At 43.9% G+C, this 24,520-nt stretch carries 20 protein-coding genes and 1 CRISPR repeat array; of the genes, 19 read left to right on the top strand and 1 reads right to left on the bottom strand.

The annotated features are described in order from the left end of the window. Nucleotides 1-252: 252 nt before the first annotated feature. Both BN3261_RS00690 and BN3261_RS00685 read left to right on the top strand, forming a co-directional pair. On the top strand, nucleotides 253-2,178 hold the full coding sequence (locus BN3261_RS00690) for a DNA gyrase/topoisomerase IV subunit B (RefSeq protein ID WP_059085220.1): 1,926 nt from the start codon (nucleotides 253-255) through the stop codon (nucleotides 2,176-2,178). A gap of 15 nt (nucleotides 2,179-2,193) precedes the next feature. Next, nucleotides 2,194-4,440 carry a DNA gyrase/topoisomerase IV subunit A gene (locus BN3261_RS00685; RefSeq protein ID WP_059085219.1) on the top strand — a complete coding sequence of 749 codons (2,247 nt, stop codon included), beginning with the start codon at nucleotides 2,194-2,196 and terminating at the stop codon, nucleotides 4,438-4,440. 70 nt (nucleotides 4,441-4,510) lie between these two features. Here the strand turns inward: BN3261_RS00685 and BN3261_RS17590 are convergent, their stop codons facing one another. Next, nucleotides 4,511-4,651 carry a hypothetical protein gene (locus BN3261_RS17590; protein ID WP_173733046.1) on the bottom strand — a complete coding sequence of 47 codons (141 nt, stop codon included), beginning with the start codon at nucleotides 4,649-4,651 and terminating at the stop codon, nucleotides 4,511-4,513. A 150-nt stretch (nucleotides 4,652-4,801) separates the two neighbouring features. On the opposite strand from BN3261_RS17590, the gene BN3261_RS00680 reads away from it, so the two are divergent. From BN3261_RS00680 to truB, 17 genes are all read left to right on the top strand, one after another. Beyond that, the gene (locus tag BN3261_RS00680) at nucleotides 4,802-6,937 is read left to right on the top strand and encodes a CRISPR-associated helicase/endonuclease Cas3 (RefSeq protein ID WP_059085252.1); all 2,136 of its coding nucleotides are present in this window, start codon (nucleotides 4,802-4,804) and stop codon (nucleotides 6,935-6,937) included. Between the two features lie 331 nt (nucleotides 6,938-7,268). After that, complete coding sequence (locus BN3261_RS00675; protein ID WP_015525783.1) at nucleotides 7,269-7,736, top strand: DUF3990 domain-containing protein; 468 nt, start codon at nucleotides 7,269-7,271, stop codon at nucleotides 7,734-7,736. After that, a complete protein-coding gene (locus tag BN3261_RS00670; RefSeq protein WP_059085218.1) occupies nucleotides 7,720-8,160 on the top strand; it encodes a hypothetical protein in 441 nt (146 codons plus the stop codon). The genes BN3261_RS00675 and BN3261_RS00670 overlap by 17 nt, the downstream gene beginning before the upstream one ends. 19 nt (nucleotides 8,161-8,179) lie before the next feature. Then, on the top strand, nucleotides 8,180-8,842 hold the full coding sequence (cas5c, locus tag BN3261_RS00665) for a type I-C CRISPR-associated protein Cas5c (RefSeq protein WP_015525785.1): 663 nt from the start codon (nucleotides 8,180-8,182) through the stop codon (nucleotides 8,840-8,842). Then, nucleotides 8,839-10,575 carry a type I-C CRISPR-associated protein Cas8c/Csd1 gene (gene cas8c, locus BN3261_RS00660; RefSeq protein ID WP_059085217.1) on the top strand — a complete coding sequence of 579 codons (1,737 nt, stop codon included), beginning with the start codon at nucleotides 8,839-8,841 and terminating at the stop codon, nucleotides 10,573-10,575. The genes cas5c and cas8c overlap by 4 nt, the downstream gene beginning before the upstream one ends. Further along, the gene (gene cas7c / locus BN3261_RS00655; RefSeq protein ID WP_059085216.1) at nucleotides 10,572-11,483 is read left to right on the top strand and encodes a type I-C CRISPR-associated protein Cas7/Csd2; all 912 of its coding nucleotides are present in this window, start codon (nucleotides 10,572-10,574) and stop codon (nucleotides 11,481-11,483) included. Before cas8c ends, cas7c begins: the two co-directional genes overlap by 4 nt. Continuing rightward, nucleotides 11,483-12,148 carry a CRISPR-associated protein Cas4 gene (gene cas4, locus BN3261_RS00650; protein WP_059085215.1) on the top strand — a complete coding sequence of 222 codons (666 nt, stop codon included), beginning with the start codon at nucleotides 11,483-11,485 and terminating at the stop codon, nucleotides 12,146-12,148. Before cas7c ends, cas4 begins: the two co-directional genes overlap by 1 nt. Next, complete coding sequence (gene cas1c / locus BN3261_RS00645) at nucleotides 12,145-13,176, top strand: type I-C CRISPR-associated endonuclease Cas1c (RefSeq protein ID WP_015525792.1); 1,032 nt, start codon at nucleotides 12,145-12,147, stop codon at nucleotides 13,174-13,176. Before cas4 ends, cas1c begins: the two co-directional genes overlap by 4 nt. Before the next feature lie 9 nt (nucleotides 13,177-13,185). Continuing rightward, a complete protein-coding gene (gene cas2 / locus BN3261_RS00640; protein WP_059085214.1) occupies nucleotides 13,186-13,476 on the top strand; it encodes a CRISPR-associated endonuclease Cas2 in 291 nt (96 codons plus the stop codon). Between the two features lie 160 nt (nucleotides 13,477-13,636). Next, nucleotides 13,637-16,959: direct repeats of the CRISPR family, unit length 32 nt; unit sequence GTCGTTCCCCACGAGGGAACGTGGATTGAAAT. Between the two features lie 281 nt (nucleotides 16,960-17,240). Further along, nucleotides 17,241-17,705 (top strand): ribosome maturation factor RimP, encoded by a 465-nt coding sequence (gene rimP, locus BN3261_RS00635; RefSeq protein ID WP_021650312.1) that lies wholly within the window; start codon nucleotides 17,241-17,243, stop codon nucleotides 17,703-17,705. Nucleotides 17,706-17,746: 41 nt separating this feature from the next. After that, the gene (gene nusA / locus BN3261_RS00630; protein ID WP_059085213.1) at nucleotides 17,747-18,940 is read left to right on the top strand and encodes a transcription termination factor NusA; all 1,194 of its coding nucleotides are present in this window, start codon (nucleotides 17,747-17,749) and stop codon (nucleotides 18,938-18,940) included. Continuing rightward, a complete protein-coding gene (gene rnpM, locus BN3261_RS00625) occupies nucleotides 18,940-19,218 on the top strand; it encodes an RNase P modulator RnpM (RefSeq protein WP_015525795.1) in 279 nt (92 codons plus the stop codon). The genes nusA and rnpM overlap by 1 nt, the downstream gene beginning before the upstream one ends. Further along, nucleotides 19,205-19,522, top strand: coding sequence for a L7Ae/L30e/S12e/Gadd45 family ribosomal protein (locus BN3261_RS00620; RefSeq protein ID WP_021650310.1), 318 nt, complete (start codon nucleotides 19,205-19,207; stop codon nucleotides 19,520-19,522). Before rnpM ends, BN3261_RS00620 begins: the two co-directional genes overlap by 14 nt. Nucleotides 19,523-19,564: 42 nt before the next feature. Then, on the top strand, nucleotides 19,565-22,258 hold the full coding sequence (infB, locus tag BN3261_RS00615; protein ID WP_015525796.1) for a translation initiation factor IF-2: 2,694 nt from the start codon (nucleotides 19,565-19,567) through the stop codon (nucleotides 22,256-22,258). A 12-nt stretch (nucleotides 22,259-22,270) separates the two neighbouring features. Beyond that, a complete protein-coding gene (gene rbfA, locus BN3261_RS00610; RefSeq protein WP_015525797.1) occupies nucleotides 22,271-22,639 on the top strand; it encodes a 30S ribosome-binding factor RbfA in 369 nt (122 codons plus the stop codon). 9 nt (nucleotides 22,640-22,648) lie between these two features. After that, complete coding sequence (locus BN3261_RS00605) at nucleotides 22,649-23,605, top strand: DHH family phosphoesterase (protein WP_022426620.1); 957 nt, start codon at nucleotides 22,649-22,651, stop codon at nucleotides 23,603-23,605. A 7-nt stretch (nucleotides 23,606-23,612) separates the two neighbouring features. Then, nucleotides 23,613-24,503 carry a tRNA pseudouridine(55) synthase TruB gene (gene truB, locus BN3261_RS00600; RefSeq protein ID WP_059085251.1) on the top strand — a complete coding sequence of 297 codons (891 nt, stop codon included), beginning with the start codon at nucleotides 23,613-23,615 and terminating at the stop codon, nucleotides 24,501-24,503. The last annotated feature ends 17 nt before the right edge of the window (nucleotides 24,504-24,520 follow it).

Genomic DNA, 24,520 nt, shown 5'->3' with positions numbered 1-24,520 from the left:
AAAAAGCAGGGTTTTCCGCCTATTGTATTCTGGCAGACACAAATTGCTTGAAGTTTACAGATACTTTTGATAGAATAGATAGGCTGTGGCGGCTGAAGAAAGCGATTTTTCGGAAGATCGGTTCCTTGAACTGCCACGCGTATCTTTTGGAAAAATTGCAGAGAAAAGATGATCATGTGGACTTTACAAGTACATATATTTTGAGTATAATACAAACAAACGTTCGAGTATAAAAAGAAAGGAATCAGTGGAATGGCAAAAAAAGACACTTATGATGCGGGCAGTATCTCTGTCCTGGAGGGCCTCGAGGCCGTGCGAAAGCGCCCCGGTATGTACATCGGAAGCGTATCCAGAAAGGGACTGAACCATCTGATATATGAGATCGTAGACAATGCGGTGGATGAGCACCTTGCAGGGTACTGCAGCCGTATCCATGTAGTTCTTGAGAAGGACGGTTCCTGTACAGTAGAGGATAATGGACGAGGAATCCCGGTGGATATGCATGCCAAGGGAATATCTGCGGAGCGTCTTGTTTTTACAACCCTTCATGCAGGTGGTAAGTTTGACAATTCCGCATATAAGACAAGCGGCGGACTTCATGGTGTAGGTTCTTCCGTAGTGAACGCATTATCTACGTATCTGGATATTAAGATCAGCCGTGATGGCTATATACATCATGACCACTATGAGAGAGGAATCCCTACCATTGAACTGGAAGCAGGATTGCTCCCCAAATTAGGGAAGACCAGAGGTACCGGAACCTGTGTGAATTTCCTTCCGGATTCGGAGATTTTTGAGAAAACAAGATTCGGAGCAGCGGATGTAAAGAGCCGTCTCCATGAGACTGCCTATCTGAATCCGGAGCTTACCATCCATTTTGAGGATCGAAGAGGGGACGCTCCCGAGGATATTGAGTATCATGAGCCGGAGGGAATCGTAGGCTTTATCCGTGACCTTAACAAGAATGCACAGCCTCTCCATGATCCGGTTTATTTTAAAGGAGAGGCAGACGGGATCCAGGTGGAGGTTGCTTTTCAGTTTACCAATGAGTTCCGTGAGAACGTTCTAGGATTCTGCAATAATATCTACAATGCAGAGGGAGGAACTCATCTGACCGGATTTAAGACTACCTTCACAACGGTAATGAACACCTACGCACGTGAGATCGGTGTACTGAAGGATAAAGACCCCAACTTTACAGGTGCAGATATCCGAAACGGAATGACTGCTGTAGTCTCCATCAAGCATCCGGCACCCCGCTTTGAGGGACAGACCAAGACCAAGCTGGACAACCAGGACGCATCCAGAGCCACCGGCAAGGTAGCAGGAGAACAGCTGGTACTGTTTTTTGACCGAAATCTGGAAACACTGAAGATCGTCCTTTCCTGTGCGGAAAAGGCGGCCAAGATCCGTAAGACCGAGGAGCGTGCCAAGACAAACCTTCTTACCAAACAGAAATATTCTTTTGATTCCAACGGCAAGCTGGCCAACTGTGAGAAGAAGGATCCGTCACTGTGTGAGATCTTTATCGTAGAGGGAGATTCCGCCGGCGGTTCGGCCAAGACAGCCAGAGACCGTAACTATCAGGCGATCCTTCCGATCCGCGGTAAGATCCTCAACGTAGAGAAGGCTACCATCGACAAGGTGCTGGCCAACGCAGAGATCAAGACTATGATCAATGCCTTTGGCTGCGGCTTTTCCGAAGGCTACGGAAATGATTTTGATATCACAAAGCTTCGTTATGACAAGATCGTGATCATGGCCGATGCGGATGTGGATGGTGCTCATATCTCTACTCTGCTTCTGACTTTGTTTTACCGTTTTATGCCGGAGCTTATCTATGAGGGACATGTGTATATTGCCATGCCACCTCTTTATAAGGTAATGCCGAAGAAGGGGCAGGAGGAATATCTCTACGATGACAAGGCTCTTGAGAAATACCGTAAGAGCCATAAACCGGGAAGCTTCACACTCCAGAGATACAAAGGTCTCGGTGAGATGGACGCCCAGCAGCTCTGGGAGACTACCCTGAACCCTGAGACAAGAATGATGAAGCGTGTGGAGATCGAAGATGCCCGCATGGCCTCCGATGTGACAGAGATCCTGATGGGAAGCGATGTTCCGCCACGTAAGGCCTTTATCTATGAGCATGCAACAGATGCAGAGCTGGATATTTGATTGGGAGAATAAACTATGAATACGAAACAGGACAATATCATCCGCACCGATTATGCGGAGATCATGCAGAAATCATATATCGATTACGCCATGAGCGTTATCATTTCCAGAGCACTGCCGGATGTACGTGACGGACTGAAGCCGGTACAGCGCCGTACCCTTTACGATATGTATGAGCTTGGCATCCGCTACGACCGCCCGTACCGTAAATGTGCCCGTATCGTAGGAGATACCATGGGTAAATATCATCCCCACGGTGACAGCTCCATTTATGATGCGCTTGTAGTCATGGCGCAGGAATTTAAGAAGGGCCGTACACTGGTGGACGGACATGGAAACTTTGGTTCCATCGAGGGAGACGGAGCCGCAGCCATGCGATACACAGAGGCCCGTCTGGAGAAGCTGACCCAGGAGGTTTTTCTGGAAGATCTGGATAAGAACGTTGTGGACTTTATGCCGAACTTTGATGAAACAGAGAAGGAGCCGGTAGTACTTCCGGTGCGTATTCCAAACCTCCTTGTAAACGGAGCAGATGGAATCGCCGTTGGTATGGCTACCAGCATCCCGCCGCATAACTTGGGCGAAGTGGTGGATGCTGTGAAGGCATACATGAAGAATAATGATATCAGCACCCGTGGGCTGATGCGTTATCTCAAGGGCCCGGATTTTCCGACAGGTGGTATCGTAGTAAATAAGGACGACCTTGTAAAGATCTATGAATCTGGAACAGGTAAGCTCCGTATCCGTGGACGGGTGGAAATAGAGAAGCTGAAGGGCGGTCGCCAGCAGCTGGTGATCACAGAGATTCCTTACACCATGATTGGTGCAAACATCGGAAAATTCCTTAATGATATCGCAACCCTGGTAGAGACCAAGAAGACCACAGATATCGTGGATATTTCCAACCAGTCCTCCAAAGAGGGGATCCGTATCGTTCTGGAACTGAAGCGCGATGCAGACGTGGAGAACCTTACCAACATGCTCTATAAGAAGACCCGACTGGAGGATACCTTCGGTGTCAACATGCTGGCAGTTGCAGACGGAAGACCGGAAACACTGGGACTGAAGCAGATCATTGCTCACCATGTGGACTTTGTATTTGAAGTAAATTCCAGAAAATATACAACCCTTCTTGCCAAGGAACAGGAGAAACGGGAGATCCAGGAAGGCCTTATCAAAGCCTGCGATGTCATTGATCTGATCATCGAGATCCTCCGTGGCAGCAAGAGCCGTGACCAGGTAAAGAAATGTCTGACCGACGGTATCACAGAAGGGATTAAATTCAAGACCAAGACATCCGAAAAAGCGGCAAAATCCTTGAAATTCACAGAAAAACAGGCCGCAGCTATCCTGGACATGCGTCTTTACAAGCTGATCGGTCTGGAGATCGATGCTCTGATGAAGGAGCATGAGGAAACCATGAAGAACATTGCTGCTTATGAGGATATCCTGAATAATTATGACTCCATGGCAGCAGTGATCATGGGTGAACTGGATCAGATCAAGAAGGAATACGGCAGTAAGCGTAAGACTTCCATTGAAAACGCAGAGGAAGCTGTTTATGAGGAGAAGAAGATGGAAGAGACCGAAGTCTGCTTCCTGATGGATCGTTTCGGATATATGCGTCTCATTGACAAGAATGCCTACGAGCGTAATAAGGATGCCGCTCATGCAGAGAGCCGCTATGTCTTTACCTGCATGAATACGGACAAGATCTGTATCTTTACAGATACCGGCAAGCTCCACACAGTGAAGGCAGAGGATATCCCGCTGGTACGTTTCCGTGATAAAGGTGTTCCGGCAGATAATCTGGGTAATTATGACAGTACTTCCGAGCAGATCCTTTATGTGGCACCGCTGAGTCAGGTAGCAGCCTCCACAGTGCTCTTTGTTACAGAGAATGGCATGTGCAAGCTGGTAAAAGGAGAAGAGTTCCGTGCTTCCAAGCGTACCATTGTTTCCACCAAGCTTGCAGAGGATGACCGCCTTGTATTCGTAGGAGCAGCCGATGAGATGGATCAGGTTGTGTTCCAGTCTGAAAAGGGTTACTTTCTCCGTATCATGAAAACCGAGATCTCCGTCATTAAGAAAAACGCTATGGGTGTCCGCGGCATGAAGCTTACCGGCGAAGACCGCATTCACCACGCCTATCTTTTGGAAAGCAGGCAGGAGTATGCCATTACCTACCACGACAAAACATATGTACTTAACAAAGTCAAACTCGCCAAGCGAGACACCAAAGGTGTGAAGCCGAGAATCTGATCACCACCCCGCCATCCATCTCACAGCCTACGGTGATCTGGCTGGAACTGACCATTCGTGAGATGCACGCTCATTCCCGGTTTGACGGGCAGATATGAGGGGAAGGCTCTCCTCCCTGAAATACGTAGACAAAGGTCAGCTCTACGAAGCCACCATCCTCAAGTCCCTGAAAGAAGACACCACCCGCCGCACTGTAGTCCTGGTATCCCACAGAGTCTCCACTATGAATGTGGTGTATGAGATGGAGAATGGGAGATTATCATAAGAGATGGCGCTTTGGATACATTGATATAGATGAACTAAAGCAGTATAATATATAACTTGTAGTGAGGGTACGGTGTTGTAAATGGAAGAGAAGAAGATGAATTATATTGCACATTGTGATGGTGAACGTGAACAAAGTATATTAGAGCATTTGCAGGGAACGGCAGAAAAAGCAAAAGATTTTGCAGAAGTTTTTGAAAAAGGAGATTGGGGATATTGCTGTGGAATGCTGCATGATATCGGAAAATATAGCGATAAATTTCAACGTCGGATTCGTGGAGAAGAAATAAAAGTGGATCATGCAACAGCAGGAGCAAGAGTTTGCATGGAATTGGGTGGGATGTATCCGTTTTTGGAGATGTGTATTGCGGGACATCATGCTGGCTTATCCGATTATGGCGTCAGCACAGATACAGGAAATTCATCTACTACACTTGGAAGAAGAAAGAAGAAAATAGAAGATTTTTATGCATACAAAAAAGAAGTGAAGATTCCAGAGTTAAAAACATCACCAGTTAATGTAGAGAAAACGAAGGATTTAAATTTTTCTTTAAGTATGTTTACGAGAATGATGTATTCTTGTCTTGTCGATGCCGATTTTCTTGATACAGAAGAATTTATGACAGAAGAAAGATCGGGACGACAGCAGGGGCAAGAGATACAGGTGCTTCTGGATAAATTGGAAAAATATATAACAGAGTGGCTGAAAAATACAGAAACAGAAAGTGTAAATGGCAGAAGAACAGAGATTTTAAAAGCTTGCCTGGAAAACGGAGAGAGAGAAAAAGGCCTTTTTCGGCTGACGGTTCCGACTGGTGGAGGTAAAACGGTTGCATCGCTTGCATTTGCATTAAGGCATGCAGTTAAGCATCACATGAAACGTATTATTTATGTGATACCTTATACCAGTATTATCGAACAAAATGCAGCAGTTTTTCGAAGGATATTAGGAGATGAAAATGTTCTGGAAAATCATTGCAACATAGATTATGAGGAAGCAGAAGAACTGAAACCTATGCAGCTTGCTTCTGAAAACTGGGATAAACCAGTAGTAGTTACAACGAATGTACAATTTTTTGAATCCTTGTTTTCAAATAAATCTTCAAAATGCAGAAAATTACATAATATGGCAAATAGTGTGATCATATTTGATGAAGCACAGATGTTGCCAAATGACTATTTGAAACCCTGTCTGACAGCAATTGAAGAACTGGTGATAAATTATAAGGTGAGTGCAGTATTATGTACAGCTACACAACCGGCATTGGATGCTTTTTTTTGCAATATAAAGCAGATTACTGAGCTTTGTCCAAGGACAGAGGAACAGTTTGAGTTTTTTAAAAGAGTTCACTTTGAAAACGATGGAAAATTGTCAGAAGAAGACGTGGAAGAATGTCTGTTAAGAGAAACACAGGCATTATGCATTGTGAATACAAAAAAGAAAGCTCAAAAAATTTATAATGCTATGAGAGAAGATGGCGTTTATCATTTATCTACGAGCATGTATCCAAAACATAGAAAGCGTATGTTAAAGCAGATAAAAGAACGATTGAGAGAAGGGAAAAAGTGCATTGTAATTTCAACAAGTCTGGTAGAGGCAGGAGTAGATCTTGATTTTTATACAGTATACAGACAGCTTTCAGGAATAGATTCTATCATTCAGGCGGCAGGAAGGTGTAATCGTGAGGGAAAACGGACGATAGAAGAAAGCAAAGTGGTGATTTTTCAGTTTGATGATGCTGAAAAAGTTCCAGGGCAGAGACAGCAGATGGATGTTTCGAAAGCGCTGCTTGCGAATGAATGTAAAATTGAAGATATGCAGACTGTAACAAGATACTTTGAAATGCTTTATCATATGCGAGGTGAAAGTTTGGATAAAAAGAAAATCTGCGAAGAGTTTAATGGGGGATGGCATCATTTTGCTACAGTGGAAAGAGAGTTTAAACTGATAGATGAAAACACGGTAACCGTTTTTGTAAATCAGGAAGAAGATGCTCAGGAAGTGATACAGGATCTGAAAAATAAAGGTTTTACAAAATCCGGAATGAGACGGGCTGTACAATATTGTGTGAATTTGTATAAACAGGAATTTGAGAAATATAATGATGCGGGGATGCTGAAGCTGGTTTCGGAAGATATAAAGGATTTCTATGAACTGACAGATTTAGAACAATATTCAGAGGAGACAGGACTGAATCTTGAGGTTGACTGTGGCATGGCAGTTTGGTTGTGAAAATATGTAGATTAGAGCAGGGAGATTAAGGTGGAAAAACCTTAATCTCCCTGTTCTAATTCTACACGGTTACATTTAAAATTATTATTTCAATCCACAGGAACCATTTTAATCGAATCAAGCAAGTCGCCTGCCTTCATAGGCATTAAAATGTTTTCTGACATACTATAAATATAATATATAAATAAAAAGAATTCAATAAATTTAAATGTAAATAATTTAGGGGCAAGTATTGTATATTTTGGATGAGTGTAGTATATTTAAGATGACGAGAAAAAATAAAAGAAAATTATTAAAAATAAAAAGAATTTACAGAAAAAAGGAGCTGCATATGATTCTATATCATGGGAGCAAAGAGGTAGTGGAATATCCGGAAATCAGAAAAGCCAGATTTAACAAAGATTTTTATTTTGGTTTTTATTGTACAAATATTGAAAAGCAGGCAGAACGATGGGCTATAAGATATGGTAAAAAAGGATATATTAACAAGTATGAGTATACAGAAAATCAGAGATTAAATATTCTTAAATTCGATAAAATGACGGAAGAATGGCTGGATTTTATTATTTCCTGTCGAAAGGGACAGGCACATCAGTATGATATTGTGGAAGGACCAATGGCAGATGATACAATCTACAATTATCTGCAAAATTATCTGGATGGAAAGATTTCAAGAGCTGCTTTCTGGGAATTGGTAAAATTCAAGTATCCAACGCATCAAATCAGTTTTCATACAATTTCAGCACTGGATACATTGAAATTTGTAGGAAGTGAGGTTGTTTATGGCGAGAAAAAATAATAATGCTTTGTTTTTTACCTGTAGTTTGATCGAGTACATAGGACGAACTCAAAAACAACGTCGGTGGAAAGTTACGGATTATCTTGGAATGGAAAATATAAAGCGAATATATAACTATGCGGATGTCTTTCACTGTGAGCCAATAGAAAAAGTTGCGGCAGAATTTACAGAGCAATGTGATATTCCGGAGGGCGAATTTGACAATGTATCAATATGCAGGTATGCAATTCCGGATTACTGGGATATTGGAGAAGTATATGAGAGATTAATAGAAGACATATACGATGATACAGAACTTGAAAAGGGAATATGGGAAATTTATCATTCCTGGATTGATGCACATATTTCGGACTATAATACAGATTTTTATTATCAATCACGAGATTATATAGCAGCATGTTATAAAGCTGGTGAAATAATATGAGAAAAGAGGGAAAGTGCCTATGGGAATGGGAGTAAAGGTCAGAGTGTGGGGGGATTATGCATTATTTTCAAGACCAGAGATGAAAGTAGAACGGTGTTCTTATGATGTAATAACACCGTCGGCTGCCAGAGGAATTTTGGAAGCAATTTACTGGCATCCGGGCATGAAATGGTGTATAGATAAGATTTATGTGAAGAAACCGGTTAAATTTACCAGTGTAAGAAGAAATGAAGTGAAGAGTAAGGTATCTGCAAGTAAAGTGCTTGAAGCCTATAATGGAGGAATGAAACCCCTATATTTAAGCAGTAAAGAGGAAATTGTACAGAGAGCGTCTTTGTTGTTAAGTGATGTAGAGTATGTTATTGAAGCTCATTTTGAAATGACGGAGAAAGCAAATGAAACGGATAATCCAGGGAAATTCAAGGATATTATTATGAGGAGATTGAAAAGAGGCGCATGTTACAGTATGCCTTATTTTGGGTGTCGGGAATTTCCTGCAAATTTTGAGTTGTGTAATGAAGAGGAAATTCATACTGCATATGACGATGTAGAGGAAAAAGATTTTGGATTTATGCTATATGATATTGATTATTCGGATGAAGAGAATCTTAGCCCCATGTTTTTTAGAGCAATCATGAAACAGGGAGTAATAGATGTGCGAAACTGCGAGGTGGTTCGATGATACTGCAGGCATTGGTGAAATATTATGAAGATTTGGAAAGACAAGAAAAATTACCCAAACAGGGGTGGTGTCAGGCAAAAGTTTCTTATGGAATCAATTTGTCTACAGACGGGGATATAAAGAATATCTTATGGCTGAAGGAGGAGAGACAGGCAGGGAAGAAACAGATTTGGATTTCACAAACAATGAAAGTTCCGGCAATGCTCACGCGATCATCCGGAGTTGCGGCGAATTTTTTATGTGATAATTCGAAATATATGCTTGGAATTGATAAGAGTGGTACAGGAAAAAGAATTACAGAATGCTTTGAAGCGGCAAAGGAGAAGCATCTGAAGTTGTTGAAAAATACTTCCGGAGAAATGGCACAGGCTATATGTGCTTTTTTTTATAAATGGAATCCGGAAAAAGCAAAAGAAAATGCTGCTGTTTTAGAAAACTGGGAGGAGATCACGGATGGTGGAAATCTTATATTCTGTATGGATAAAAAATATGCCCAGGATGACAAGGAAATAGAGCAAATATGGAATGTAGAAAGTAAACAGTCGGAAACAGATATAAGTGGAATTTGTCTGGTAACAGGAGAAAAAACTGAAATTTCAAGAATTCACAGGAATATAAAAGGGGTGCCGGGAGCACAGTCCAGTGGTGCAGCTTTGGTTTCTTTTAATGCACCATCATTTGAATCTTATGGAAAAGAACAGAGCTATAATGCACCGGTCGGAAAATATGCAGAGTTTGCTTACACAAGTGCGTTGAATTATTTGCTGGCACAAAAGAAATATACGTTTCCGCTGGGAGATTCTATTATTGTATATTGGGCAGAGGAGGCAAAGACGGAATATCAGGATGCGCTTTTAGCATTGTTAAATCCGGTAAAAGATAATCAAAGTGAGGTACATGGATTTTTTGAAAAACTCAGAAAAGATGAACAGATCATAATTGATGACATTGAATTAAATCCATCTCAGAAGTTTTATATTTTATGTCTGGCACCAAATGCTGCCAGGTTATCTGTAAGATTTTTTTATCAGAGTTCATTTGGAAATATTACGAAAAATCTGGCATGTCATTATGAACGAATGCAGATGATAAAACCTAAATGGGAAGAGCGGGAATATCTTGGAATTGAAGATATGTTAAAAGAAACAGTGAATATGAATTCACGGGATAAAAAAACAATCTCCAATATGGCCGCTATGGCGTTTTCAGCTATTTTACAAAATTCCAGGTATCCGGCAAGTTTGTATACAGATACATTAATAAGAATACGGGCTGAGCAGGGATGTGTAACATGGGGAAGAGTTTCTATTGTTAAGGCATTTCTGATAAAAAATTATAAAAATACGGAAGGAGAGATCTGTATGGGATTAAATGAAGAATCTAATGATGTAGCATATGTATTGGGAAGATTATTTTCTGTGTTGGAGTCGATTCAGACAGAGGCAAATCCTGGAATAAAATCAACAATTCGAGATCGGTATTTTAATTCAGCATGTGCAACACCGGCATCAGTATTTCCAGTATTGTTTAAATTAAAGAATAGTCATATAAAAAAAATAGAAAGAGATAAAGGGTATTTGAAAAGAAAATATGAAGATCTTTTGGGCGAATTGGTGAGTAAGCTAGAAGCTTATCCAAAACGTTTGCCATTGGAGGAACAAGGAAAATTTATTTTGGGGTATTACCACCAGAAACAGGAAAGTATTTGGGAAAACGGGAGGGAAAATAGATGAGCGAAGTTATTAAAAACAGATATGAGTTTGTAGTTTTATTTGATGTGGAAAATGGTAATCCAAATGGAGATCCGGATGCAGGAAATATGCCAAGAATAGATCCGGAAAGCGGCTTAGGGCTTGTTACGGATGTCTGCCTGAAAAGAAAAATAAGAAATTATGTGGAAACAGTAAAAGAGGATGCACAGGGTTACAAAATTTATATTAAAGAAGATGTTCCGTTGAATCGAAGTGACCGAACGGCATGTGAAAATGTTGGAATCAAAGAAACAGATGATAAGAAAGTAACGGAAGCATTAAAAAAACTGAAAAAAAGTGATCCGGGTGTGGATTCAAAATTGCGGGATTACATGTGTGAAAATTATTATGATATCAGAACTTTTGGGGCAGTAATGACTACTTTTGTAAAAGCTTCTTTAAACTGCGGACAGGTGCGTGGCCCAGTTCAGCTTGGATTTGCCAGAAGTATCGACCCAGTGATCAGTCAGGAAGTTACCATTACCCGTGTGGCAATCACAACAGAAAAAGATGCCGAAAATAAAAGTACCGAAATGGGAAGAAAGAGTATTGTGCCATATGCATTGTATCGCGCAGAGGGCTTTATATCTGCAAATCTTGCACGAAAAACAACAGGATTTACAGAAGAAGATCTGGAACTTCTGTGGGATGCGATCATAAATATGTTTGAAAATGACCATTCAGCAGCCCGTGGAAAAATGTCAGTACGTGAACTGATCGTGTTTAAGCACAGTAAAGAATTGGGAGATTGTCCGGCATATAAATTGTTTGATGCAGTTGAAGTAACACGAAAAGAAAATGTAGAATATCCGAGAAGATATCAGGATTATACAGTTGAAATTCATAATGATAAAATACCGGAATCTGTTGAAGTAAAAAGGATGATTTGATGGAGTATACAGAAGATGATTATTTGATGATATCAGGTATACAGCATTTTAAATTTTGCAGAAGACAGTGGGCATTGATCCATGTTGAGCAGCAGTGGGCAGAAAATGTTCATACAGCTGTTGGAAAACTGATGCACCAGAAGGTACATGATCCATATTTGACGGAAAAAAGAAAAGATACTATTTTGGTAAGAGCTTTGCCGGTTTCTTCAAGAATTATGGGAGTGAGTGGAGAGTGTGATCTTGTAGAATTTCATAAATGTGAAGATGGAATACGGCTTCATGGACATCGGGGAATGTATTCTGTTTATCCGGTAGAATACAAAAAAGGAAAAGAAAAATCAACAGATGCCGATAGATTGCAGCTTGTGGCACAGGTTTTATGTCTCGAAGAAATGTTTTCTGCAACAATACCTGAAGCAGCTCTTTTTTATGGAGAAACAAGACGAAGAGAAGTTGTGGAAATTACAGAGGATCTGAGAAATGCAGTCAAAGATATATTTGAAGAGATGCATCAGTATTACAATAGAGGTTATACTCCGAAGGTAAAAACAGGTAAAATGTGTAATTCCTGTTCATTAAAGGAACTTTGTCTGCCCAAATTAAACAAACAAGTTTCTGTGAAACATTATATAGACCAGATGCTGAAGGAGGAAGAGACATGAAAAAACTTTTGAATACGTTGTATGTAACTTCTGAAAACAGCTATTTGGGTTTAGATGGAGAAAATATAGTTGTTTTTGAAGAGGATAAAGAAAAAGGAAGACTTCCATTACATAATCTGGAAGGGATAGTTTCCTTTGGATACAGGGGCGTCAGTCCGGCATTGATGGGATCTTGTGCAGAAAAAAATATCTCTCTTTGTTTTATGACGCCCCAGGGAAAATTTCTTGCGAGGATAACCGGAAAGACAAGAGGAAATGTGCTTTTGCGAGAACAGCAGTATGCAAGCAGTTTGGATTCAGCAATCAGCCTGGAAATTGCAAAAAACTGTATACTTGGAAAGGTGTATAATGCAAGATGGGTGTTGGAACGCTGTGTTAGAGATCATAGTATGCAGGTAGATGCGGACAAAATAAAAATAGCATCAGAAAAGCTGAAACATACGTTGGGATTAATTCAAACATGTGAATCAAAAGCACAATTAAGAGGTTTTGAAGGGGAAGCGGCCAGCGTGTATTTTGGAGTTTTTGATGAAATGATTTTGCAACAGAAAAAGGATTTTTCATTTCAAGGAAGAAATAAAAGACCACCGTTAGATAATATGAATGCAATGTTGTCTTTTGTATATACGTTGTTGACAAATACGATTGCTTCTTCCCTGGAGTGTGTGGGGCTGGATCCTTATGTGGGATATCTTCATACCGAAAGACCAGGTAGAGTATCACTGGCTTTGGATATGATAGAGGAATTAAGAGCTGTATTGGCAGATCGTTTTGTATTATCGCTTGTTAACAAAAAGATTGTAAATGGAAAGAATTTTACCAAAAAAGAAAATGGAGCTGTTCTGATGGATGATGAGCTGCGAAAAAAGCTGTTGGTAGAATGGCAGAAGAAAAAGAAGGAAACCATCACACATCCGTTCTTGAAAGAAAAGGTGGAATGGGGAATGGTTCCTTATGTACAGGCAATGTTGTTGGCAAGATATTTAAGAGGAGATTTGGACAGTTATCCAGTGTTTTTGTGGAAATGAGGTGACAAAGTGTTGGTAGTGATTACTTATGATGTAAATACAGAGACAACTGCAGGAAGAACTCGTTTGCGTAAAGTGGCGAAGCAATGTACAAATTATGGAAGAAGGGTGCAAAATTCTGTATTTGAGTGTATTTTGGATAGCGCTCAAAGTGTTGCTTTGAAGGGGATATTGTCTGATATTATTGACAAAAATAAAGATAGCTTACGTTTTTATTACCTCGGAAATAATTATCAGACTAAAATAGAACATGTAGGTATAGAACGTGGAATTCCAGTAGATCAACCTTTAATTATGTAGGTGCGAATCAGAAGTACACATAAAATGCCGGCAGGATTCGCACTACAAAAATCAGAAAAGTAACATGAATAACACTAAAGAAAAGAGAGAAGGGATAATAAAAAGTAGAAAAATTATATTTATTGCATAAAAAAACAAAGAATATTTGTGAAAATTTGCCGTCGTTCCCCACGAGGGAACGTGGATTGAAATGAACCAGAGATATTTGAAATATCCCTTGCTTGCTGTCGTTCCCCACGAGGGAACGTGGATTGAAATAGATGACCGATGATGAATTCCTTTTCCAGCTTCGTCGTTCCCCACGAGGGAACGTGGATTGAAATTCCGGCTTATGATCGGACTTTGAACCGGAATGATGTCGTTCCCCACGAGGGAACGTGGATTGAAATAATCCTCTTCGGCTTGTTTTTTGAATATCATGTTGTCGTTCCCCACGAGGGAACGTGGATTGAAATGACAATATTTGCACAGTATCAGCCTTTCCTGAAAAGTCGTTCCCCACGAGGGAACGTGGATTGAAATTTTAACTGTCTTTATTATACGTCTATGTGCGTTATGTCGTTCCCCACGAGGGAACGTGGATTGAAATTTTTAAGCTGTCCGGGATACGGCTGTAGTTGGCCGTCGTTCCCCACGAGGGAACGTGGATTGAAATTTCGGATGGGGAAACAATGGCTGGGGCAACAATGTCGTTCCCCACGAGGGAACGTGGATTGAAATAGAATTTGAAGTTCCCATCCGGGGATGACCTGAGCGTCGTTCCCCACGAGGGAACGTGGATTGAAATATCGATGATCGAAGCCAGGACACAATCCTCCTGGTCGTTCCCCACGAGGGAACGTGGATTGAAATGAGGATCCGTTTATGAACAGATAGCATGGGGAAGTCGTTCCCCACGAGGGAACGTGGATTGAAATAACCATGACCGCGACGAAGTGATCGGCAAGATCAGTCGTTCCCCACGAGGGAACGTGGATTGAAATATTGACTGAATTAATGTATCAGATTGAGCTTGCTGTCGTTCCCCACGAGGGAACGTGGATTGAAATTAATAAAACAAGGCGTTTTGTTGAGGATATTGGGTCGTTCCCCACGAGGGAACGTGGATTGAAATGGTTACCTCTGTGAGCGGTGTCGCTCCGGCAATCGTCGTTCCCCACGAGGGAACGTGGATTGAAATTCCTGGATGAGATGAAGATGACCGGAGGCCCGCTGTCGTTCCCCACGAGGGAACGTGGATTGAAATTACAATCCAGAGGCATCCTTCCCGGCAATCCTCGTCGTTCCCCACGAGGGAACGTGGATTGAAATAATCGCTGGTATGACGTATACGCGGAAGACATCCGTCGTTCCCCACGAGGGAACGTGGATTGAAATGCAAACTCATATATGGACGGATGAATCGGAACGATCGTCGTTCCCCACGAGGGAACGTGGATTGAAATAAAGGCGCTGAGTACGTTGGAGAGTACACTCTTGGTCGTTCCCCACGAGGGAACGTGGATTGAAATATCAAACCGAACGGTGAGAGCCTTGACATATTTAGTCGTTCCCCACGAGGGAACGTGGATTGAAATCTTACCCCTTGGTAAAAATAGGCCGCGAATGGCGGTCGTTCCCCACGAGGGAACGTGGATTGAAATGCAAACTCATATATGGACGGATGAATCGGAACGATCGTCGTTCCCCACGAGGGAACGTGGATTGAAATTCCTGGATGAGATGAAGATGACCGGAGGTCCGCTGTCGTTCCCCACGAGGGAACGTGGATTGAAATTGAGTATTATCAGAAGATAAACAAAAAAAGACATGGTCGTTCCCCACGAGGGAACGTGGATTGAAATCAACGGATCCGCGATGGGAATCGTGGCCGGAACGTCGTTCCCCACGAGGGAACGTGGATTGAAATTGTGATGGCCTCAAAATCCGGAAGCTCAACATCTGTCGTTCCCCACGAGGGAACGTGGATTGAAATAAGGAATATGTACTCGCCGTGGCTCAGGTTGAATTGTCGTTCCCCACGAGGGAACGTGGATTGAAATTCAAATAAAACCGTAGTCTGATCTTTGAACGCCGTCGTTCCCCACGAGGGAACGTGGATTGAAATTCCAAGGCGATTGAAGAACCTGTCCGCTATGCTGTCGTTCCCCACGAGGGAACGTGGATTGAAATCAGAATGATTCGCTCAAGTATAAGATCGCCATCGTCGTTCCCCACGAGGGAACGTGGATTGAAATAACTGTCGGCCGCGGGCCGTCCAGGTCATCCCAGTCGTTCCCCACGAGGGAACGTGGATTGAAATGGAAATATTTACGGTAACTCCTACGGTTCCATTGTCGTTCCCCACGAGGGAACGTGGATTGAAATTCTGTTACAGATGCCGGATTTGCGGTGCTTCCAGTCGTTCCCCACGAGGGAACGTGGATTGAAATATCAGAGAACTGCTGCCAGGAATCCACCTGGCCGTCGTTCCCCACGAGGGAACGTGGATTGAAATAGAAAAGACAGAGAGATCTATCCATACTGCCCGTGGTCGTTCCCCACGAGGGAACGTGGATTGAAATCGGCAAGGGGAAAGGAAGATCAAATAAGGACCTCGTCGTTCCCCACGAGGGAACGTGGATTGAAATCTGCTGATTGGGATAACTTAGAGGTTTCTCCATGGTCGTTCCCCACGAGGGAACGTGGATTGAAATATATCCGCCTTTTTCCTGGCCACTATCTTTACCGTCGTTCCCCACGAGGGAACGTGGATTGAAATGGCAATGCTCTGGTGAATGTCATCGTGATCCCGGGTCGTTCCCCACGAGGGAACGTGGATTGAAATTGAACATAATCAACTTCTGCATGTCGGTGTATAGTCGTTCCCCACGAGGGAACGTGGATTGAAATCGCTTACTCCACGAGTTACAGTATACTGCCACCGTCGTTCCCCACGAGGGAACGTGGATTGAAATTATCACAGGTCAGCAGAAAAGTTGTGGTACATGTGTCGTTCCCCACGAGGGAACGTGGATTGAGATCATAGTAAATGGTATTTGTAATAGGGCTAACACCGTCGTTCCCCACGAGGGAAAGTGGATTGAAATTCTGTCTTTGCGGTGATCTCGTGCGGATCCGGAAGTCGTTCCCCACGAGGGAACGTGGATTGAAATGGAAAAGAAGCAATGTCTGGGATGCTTGCTATCGTCGTTCCCCACGAGGGAAAGTGGATTGAAATCTGGATATGACCTTAATTTTTTTTCGCATTTCGTGTCGTTCCCTACGCAGGAATGTGGATTGAAATCCCGATCACATATGCGATCACTGTAGCTCCAGCCGTCGTTCCCTACGCGGGAACGTGGATTGAAATGCAAAGTAGTTAGCTGCATTCTGGTAATATGCCGTCGTTCCCCACACAGGAACGTGGATTGAAATGAGTGTAGAAGATAGTGATAGCCTGGTTGATGATGTCGTTCCCCACGAGGGAACGTGGATTGAAATATCAACGCAAAGAGATTCGTGGAGATTGAAAGGGTCGTTCCCCACGTGGGAACGTGAATTGAAATAACAAAGAGGAAATCAAACGGTGTGGTACATGGGACATTCCCTATGCGGGGACAAAAACCGGAAATCGCAATTAATACTTGCATTTAACAGACATTGGTGTTACAATGAACGAAACTAAGAACTTGTTGGCATAGGAGTGGGCGAGAGCCCGCTCCTATTTGCTGAGAAGGAATTTGTTCAGAAATAGGCAGAAATAGGAAAGGCAGGTGGGAAGCATGAGCAGACGGGAAGAATATGAACAGAAGACAGAGGCGATCCTTACACCAATCGTGGAGTCCAGGGGCTTTGAGCTGGTAGACGTGGAGTATGTCAAGGAAGCCGGAACCTGGTATCTCAGAGGCTATATCGACAAGCCGGGCGGAATCACAGTCAATGACTGCGAGGACGTAAGCCGTGCATTCAGCGATATACTGGATGAGCAGGATTTCATCGAGGACAGCTACATTATGGAGATCAGTTCTCCGGGACTTGACCGGCCTCTTAAAAAAGAAAAAGACTTTAAGAGAAGCCTTGGCAAGCTGGTGGAGATCCGTACCTACCGGCCCATCGAGAAACAGAAAGAATTCTGCGGTATTTTAAATGCATATGATAGTAACAGTGTGACAATCGATGAAGACGGCACAGAACGTACCTTTGATAAAAAAGATATTGCCCTGATTCGTCTCGCAATCGAATTCTAAAAGAGAATCGAATCTGTAAAATTCAGGAGGAAAAAAGAAAAATGAGCAGAGATTTAAGAGATGCGCTGGACGTTCTCGAAAAAGAGAAAAACATCAGTAAGGATACACTGCTGGAGGCAATTGAGCAGTCACTGATCCAGGCATGTAAGAACCATTTCGGAAAGGCAGATAACGTTCACGTTATGATCGATCCGGAGACCTGTGACTTCAGTGTTTACGCTGACAGAACTGTTGTAGAGCATGTGGAGGATCCGGCGCTGGAGATTTCTCTGGTGGATGCACAGAAAACAAACACGAACGCAGAGATCGGTGATGTTATGAAGGTTGAGATCCAGTCCAAGGAATTCGGACGTATCGCAACCCAGAATGCAAAGAATGTCATTCTTCAGAAAATCCGTGAGGAAGAGCGTAAAGTTCTTTACGATCAGTACTATGGAATCGAAAAAGAAGTGGTAACCGGTATTGTTCAGAGAGTAATGGGCAAAAATGTCAGCATCAACCTTGGTAAGGCAGACGCAGTACTTACAGAGAACGAACAGGTAAAGGGTGAGACCTTCCAGCCAACTGAGAGAGTAAAAGTTTACATTCTTGAAGTTAAGGATACACCGAAGGGACCGCGTATCCTGGTTTCCAGAACACATCCCGGTCTTGTAAAGAGACTTTTCGAGTCCGAGGTTGCAGAGGTAAGAGACGGTACCGTTGAGATCAAGAGCATTGCCCGTGAGGCAGGCTCCCGTACCAAGATCGCTGTATGGAGCAACGATCCGGATGTAGATGCTGTGGGAGCATGCGTTGGTATGAACGGTGCACGTGTAGGTGCAGTTGTTAACGAGCTTCACGGTGAGAAGATCGATATCATCAACTGGGATGAGAACCCGGCGATCCTTATCGAGAATGCATTAAGCCCTGCAAAGGTTATCGCAGTTATGGCTGACCCGGATGAGAAGACCGCACTGGTCGTAGTTCCGGATTACCAGCTTTCCCTTGCTATCGGTAAGGAAGGACAGAACGCACGTCTTGCTGCAAGACTTACAGGCTTCAAGATCGACATCAAGAGCGAGACACAGGCAAGAGAGTCCGGTGACTTCTACGATGATTACGATGAGGAACACGAGGAAGCAGAGGAAGAAATGACAGAAGAGGCTGTTTCCGAAGAGCTTGAAGAAGCAGAGGAAGATACAGAAGAGACAGAAACAGAAGCTGAAGAAACAGCAGATGGAGATGCCGAAGAATAATGAAAACGAGAACCAAGATTCCCATGCGTCAGTGTACCGGCTGCAGGGAAATGAAAAGCAAAAAGGAAATGATACGAGTTCTCAGGACATCAGAGAATGAGATCATCCTGGACGCTACAGGTAAGAAAAACGGACGCGGCGCATACCTTTGTTTCTCAGAGGAATGCCTGGAAAAGGCTATCAAAAACCATGGCCTGGAGCGTTCCTTGAAAATGGCAGTTCCGGATGAAGTGTATCAGAACCTCAAAAAGGAGTTTGGATCAATTGAAAAACAATAAGGTTTTATCACTCATCGGACTTGCGACAAAAGCAGGAAAAACAGTGAGCGGAGAATTTTCCACAGAGAAATCCGTAAAAACAGGAAAAGGTTTCCTGGCACTGGTGGCAGATGATGCCTCCGAAAACACAAAAAAGAAATTTCGGAATATGTGTACCTATTATGAAGTTCCGTTATATTTCCTTTCAGACAAAGAGAGCCTGGGCAGAGCAATGGGCAAAGAATTCCGTGCCAGCCTTGCCGTGCAGGACGAAAATTTTGCAAAGGCGATCATGAAGGCGCTGGAAAAAGAATCCGGCAGATAACCTGCATGATACAGGCGTCTGTAAGGAGGTTTGACGATAGAAATGATAAAAGATAAATTCAACAGATCGGGAAAGGAGCAATATAGACAATTGGATACTCCAAAAACAGAAGAAAAGACAACAACGGTGAATACAGAGGGTAACAAATCTGAAGCACCGAAAAAGAAAAAAAATATCATCCGTGTATTTCATGCACAGAATGCCAGCGATGGCGGTAAAGGAAGAAGAAAACCGGCAGCAGGCGAGAGAAAGGGACCGGCACGTCCACAGAACGGCGGTCAGAGAAGCGCAGGAGCAAACACACGAAACGGTGAGTCCGGTGAGCAGAGAAACGGTCAGAGTGGCCAGAATCGTACTCAGGGCGGAAGACCGCAGGGCAACCGTCCGGAAGGAAGAAGAGACGGAAATCGTGACGGAAGAACCTTCGAGGGAAGAAGAGACGGCGGAAATCGTTTTGGCGGAAACCGTTCCCAGAATGGTGAGGGACGTCCGGCAAGACAGGGCGAGGGAAACAGAGGCCCACGTCAGAATGACGGAAGAGGCGGAAGCCGTTTCGGCGGTGGAGCAAACCGTGGCCAGGGAGGTCAGGGCGGAAGCTTTGAAGGAAGAAGAGACGGAGGAAACCGTTTCGGCGGTGGAGCAAACCGTGGCCAGGGAGGCCAGGGCGGACGTTCCGAAGGCGGAAGAGGCGGAGACAACCGTTTCAGCGGAGCAAACCGTGGTGGCCAGGGCGGCGGACAGCGTCCGGGACAGAGAAGAAGCGGTGGCTCTTCAGATGCTGTATTCACTCCGGAGCTGACCAAGACATCCAAGGACAGCAAGCGTGAGCGTGACAGAGAGAATAAGAACAAGAAGAAAGAATTCGAGAAAGGTACCCAGGGCGGACGCAGACCAAATCAGGGCGGACGCAGACCGAATTCCAGAATCCCGAAAGCACTTCAGAAACCGAATCCACAGCCGAAGCAGGAAGAGAAGAAACCGGAGATCAAGGAGATCACCATTCCGGAGAAGCTTACTATCCGTGAGCTTGCGGACGCAATGAAGATGCAGCCGTCAGTGATCGTTAAGAAGCTTTTCATGGAAGGTGTCATGGTAACCGTAAACCAGGAGATCGACTTTGAAAAGGCAGAGGAGATCGCACTTGGCTTTGATATCATTGCTGAGAAGGAAGAAAAGGTGGATGTGATCGCAGAGCTCCTCAAAGAGGACGAAGAGGATGAGGATGATATGGTTCCGAGACCTCCGGTAGTCTGTGTTATGGGTCACGTTGACCATGGTAAAACATCTCTTCTGGATGCCATCCGTAATACAAACGTAACCAGAGGCGAGGCCGGCGGAATCACACAGCACATCGGTGCTTACGTGGTAAATATCAAAGGTCAGAAGATCACATTCCTGGATACACCGGGACATGAGGCGTTCACAGCTATGCGTATGCGTGGTGCCAACGCTACAGATATCGCAGTTCTGGTCGTTGCCGCAGACGATGGTGTAATGCCGCAGACAGTAGAGGCGATCAGCCATGCAAAGGCAGCCGGTGTTGAGATCATCGTTGCCATCAATAAGATCGATAAACCAAGTGCAAATGTAGAGCGTGTAAAACAGGAGCTTTCCGAGTATGAACTGATTCCTGAGGACTGGGGCGGAAGCACCATCTTTGTTCCGGTATCCGCACATACAGGAGAAGGAATTGAGAATCTTCTTGAGATGATTCTTCTTACTGCTGAGGTTTCCGAGCTCAAAGCCAATCCGAACCGTGAGGCAAGAGGTCTTGTTATTGAGGCTCAGCTTGATAAAGGTAAAGGACCGGTTGCTACCATCCTTGTTCAGAAGGGTACTCTTCATGTGGGAGACTTTATTGCCGCAGGTGCATGCAATGGTAAGGTACGTGCAATGATGGATGATAAGGGACGTCGTGTAAAAGAGGCAGGTCCGTCTACTCCGGTTGAGATCCTCGGACTTGGTGATGTTCCTAATGCAGGTGAGATCTTGATGTCCTTTGAGAGCGATAAAGAAGCCAAGAACTTTGCAGGCGCATTCGTTACAGAGAACAAGAGCCGTCTTCTCGAGGAGACCAAAGGCAAGCTTTCTCTGGATAACCTGTTTGACCAGATCCAGGCCAGCGATCTTAAGGAGCTTCCGATCATCGTCAAGGCCGATGTACAGGGATCTGTTGAGGCTGTAAAACAGAGTCTTACCAAGCTTTCCAACGAGGAAGTTATCGTTAAGGTGATCCATGGTGGTGTAGGTGCCATCAATGAGTCTGATGTCAGCCTTGCTGCAACATCCAATGCGATCATCATCGGCTTTAATGTACGTCCGGATACTACAGCAAAACAGCTTGCTGAGCAGGAGGGCGTTGACCTTCGACTTTATAAAGTCATTTATCAGGCGATCGAGGATGTAGAGGCAGCTATGAAGGGTATGCTGGATCCTGTATTCGAGGAGAAGGTTATCGGTCACGCAGAGGTTCGTCAGCTGTTCAAGGCCTCCGGTGTCGGAACCATCGCAGGAAGCTATGTGCTGGATGGTACATTCCAGCGTAACTGTAAGGTTCGTATCACACGAGGTGAGGACCAGATCTTCGAGGGTGAGCTTGCATCTCTGAAGAGATTTAAGGATGATGTCAAGGAAGTTCGTGCCGGATATGAGTGCGGTCTTGTATTTAATGACTTTAATGATGTCAAAGAAGAAGATAAAGTCGAAGCATATATCATGGTAGAGGTACCAAGATAGGAGTGATTCGTAATGAGAAAAAACAGCATTAAAAATACACGTGTGAATGGTGCAGTTCAAAAAGAACTCAGCACCATCATACACAGCGAGATCAAGGACCCCAGAATTCATCCGATGACTTCTGTGACAGCTGTTGAGGTGGCACCGGATCTTAAGACCTGCAAAGCTTACATCAGTGTGCTGGGCGAGAAACAGGCCAAGGATTCCACCCTCCGGGGCTTAAAGAATGCAGAGGGCTATGTTCGGAGAGAACTGGCCAGAAGACTGAATCTCCGCAATACACCGGAGATCCGTTTTGTTCTGGATGAGTCTATTGAATATGGTGTAAATATGTCAAAGAAGATCAATGACGTAATGAGTGGGATGGAAACAGAGGAATAGGTGGAAAAAATGAAAAACATTTCAGAAATACTGGAAAATGTAAAAACCGTTGGCATTGGCGGTCACATCCGTCCGGATGGGGACTGCATTGGTTCCTGTATGGCTCTGTATCTCTATATCCGGAAATATTTTCCTGATATAGAAGCAGATGTTTATCTGGAAGACCGGAAACCTGTATTTGATTACATTGACAGAATGGATGAGGTTAAGACAGAAGCAGAAGAAGATAAGGTGTATGATCTTTTTATCACCTGTGATGTCAGCGCACTGGACAGGCTCGCTGTTGCTCGGAAATATTTCGATGCAGCAAAAAAGACAGCCTGCATTGATCATCATGTGAGCAATAACGGATTTGCGGATGTCAATCATGTAAGAGGCGAGATCAGCTCTGCCAGCGAAGTTCTTTACGGACTTCTGGATTCAGACAAGATCGATCGTTCCATTGCGGTTCCTATTTATACCGGAATGGCACATGATACCGGCGTGTTCCAGTATTCTTCCACAACACCGGAAACCATGAGGATCGCCGGAGAACTGATGAAAACAGGATTTGATTTCAGCAGGATCATCGATGAGTCCTTTTACCAGAAAACATATCTTCAGAATCAGGTCATGGGACGTGTCCTGGCAGAGAGTATTCTCCTTCAGGGCGGTAAGTGTGTGGTCGGATATCTGAAAAAACGGGAGATGGATTTCTACAGTGTGGAAGGAAAGGATCTGGAGGGAATCGTGAGCCAGCTCCGTCTGACTGCTGGTGTGGAGGTTGCGATCTTTATCTATGAGATGCAGACGCAACTCTTTAAAGTATCTCTCCGTTCCAATGGTAAGGTGGATGTAAGCAAGATTGCCGTATTTTTCGGAGGCGGCGGACATGTGCGTGCAGCCGGCTGTGATATGCAGGGCTCCATGTACGATGTGATCAACAACCTTACCGCTGAAATTGAAAAACAGCTTGCAGAGGAGTAAAGATAAGATCATGGACGGAATACTTGTGATCCGAAAGGAAAAAGGTTATACCTCTCATGATGTTGTTGCAAAGCTGCGTGGGATTCTCCACATGAAAAAGATCGGCCATACCGGGACTCTGGATCCGGCAGCAGAGGGAGTACTTCCTGTTGCACTGGGCAAGGGGACCCGGCTGGTGGAGCTTCTTACAGAAAAAGAAAAAACATATGAGGCGGTTTTAAGGCTGGGAGTTTCCACAGATACCCAGGACATGACCGGAGCTGTTCTTTCTGAGAAACCTGTGACCGTCACGGAAGAGGAAGTCCGTGAGGCAGTGGGATCCTTTGTGGGAGAACAGCTGCAGATCCCTCCTATGTATTCGGCTCTGAAGGTAAACGGAAAGAAGCTTTACGAACTGGCCAGAGAAGGAAAAACCATAGAGCGTAAGCCGCGCCCTGTGGTTTTTTATGAGATAAGGATACTGGATATGGAGCTTCCGCTGGTACGCATAAGCGTTACCTGTAGCAAGGGCACCTATATCCGTACACTTTGCAATGACATCGGAGAAAAATTAGGCTGCGGCGGAGCCATGGAAGAGCTGCTTCGGACCAGGTCCGGAAATTTCACTCTGGAAGAGAGCATGACACTTTCCCAGGTGGAGGAGGCGGTTGCCGATGGGACCATCGGGGAAAAGCTTGTTTCCATCGAGGATGTACTTTCCATGTATCCGGTCCTTACCTGTACACCGGAGGGAGACAGACTTCTCAATAACGGAAACCCGCTTCCGGAAGAACTGGTACAGGGAGGCAGCAGGGAAGAAAAAGTCCGGATGTATAAAAGCAGCGGAAATTTCACAGGAATATACGGCTGGGATGAAAGAAAACAGAAATACGTACCCATCCGCATGTTTTTTGTATGACATTTTATAAAAACTTG

The organism is Blautia massiliensis (ex Durand et al. 2017), from assembly GCF_001487165.1.
GTDB lineage: Bacteria > Bacillota > Clostridia > Lachnospirales > Lachnospiraceae > Blautia_A > Blautia_A fusiformis.
The sequence above is the reverse complement of the archived record's forward strand: the minus strand, read 5'-3'. Positions and strand labels throughout refer to the sequence as shown.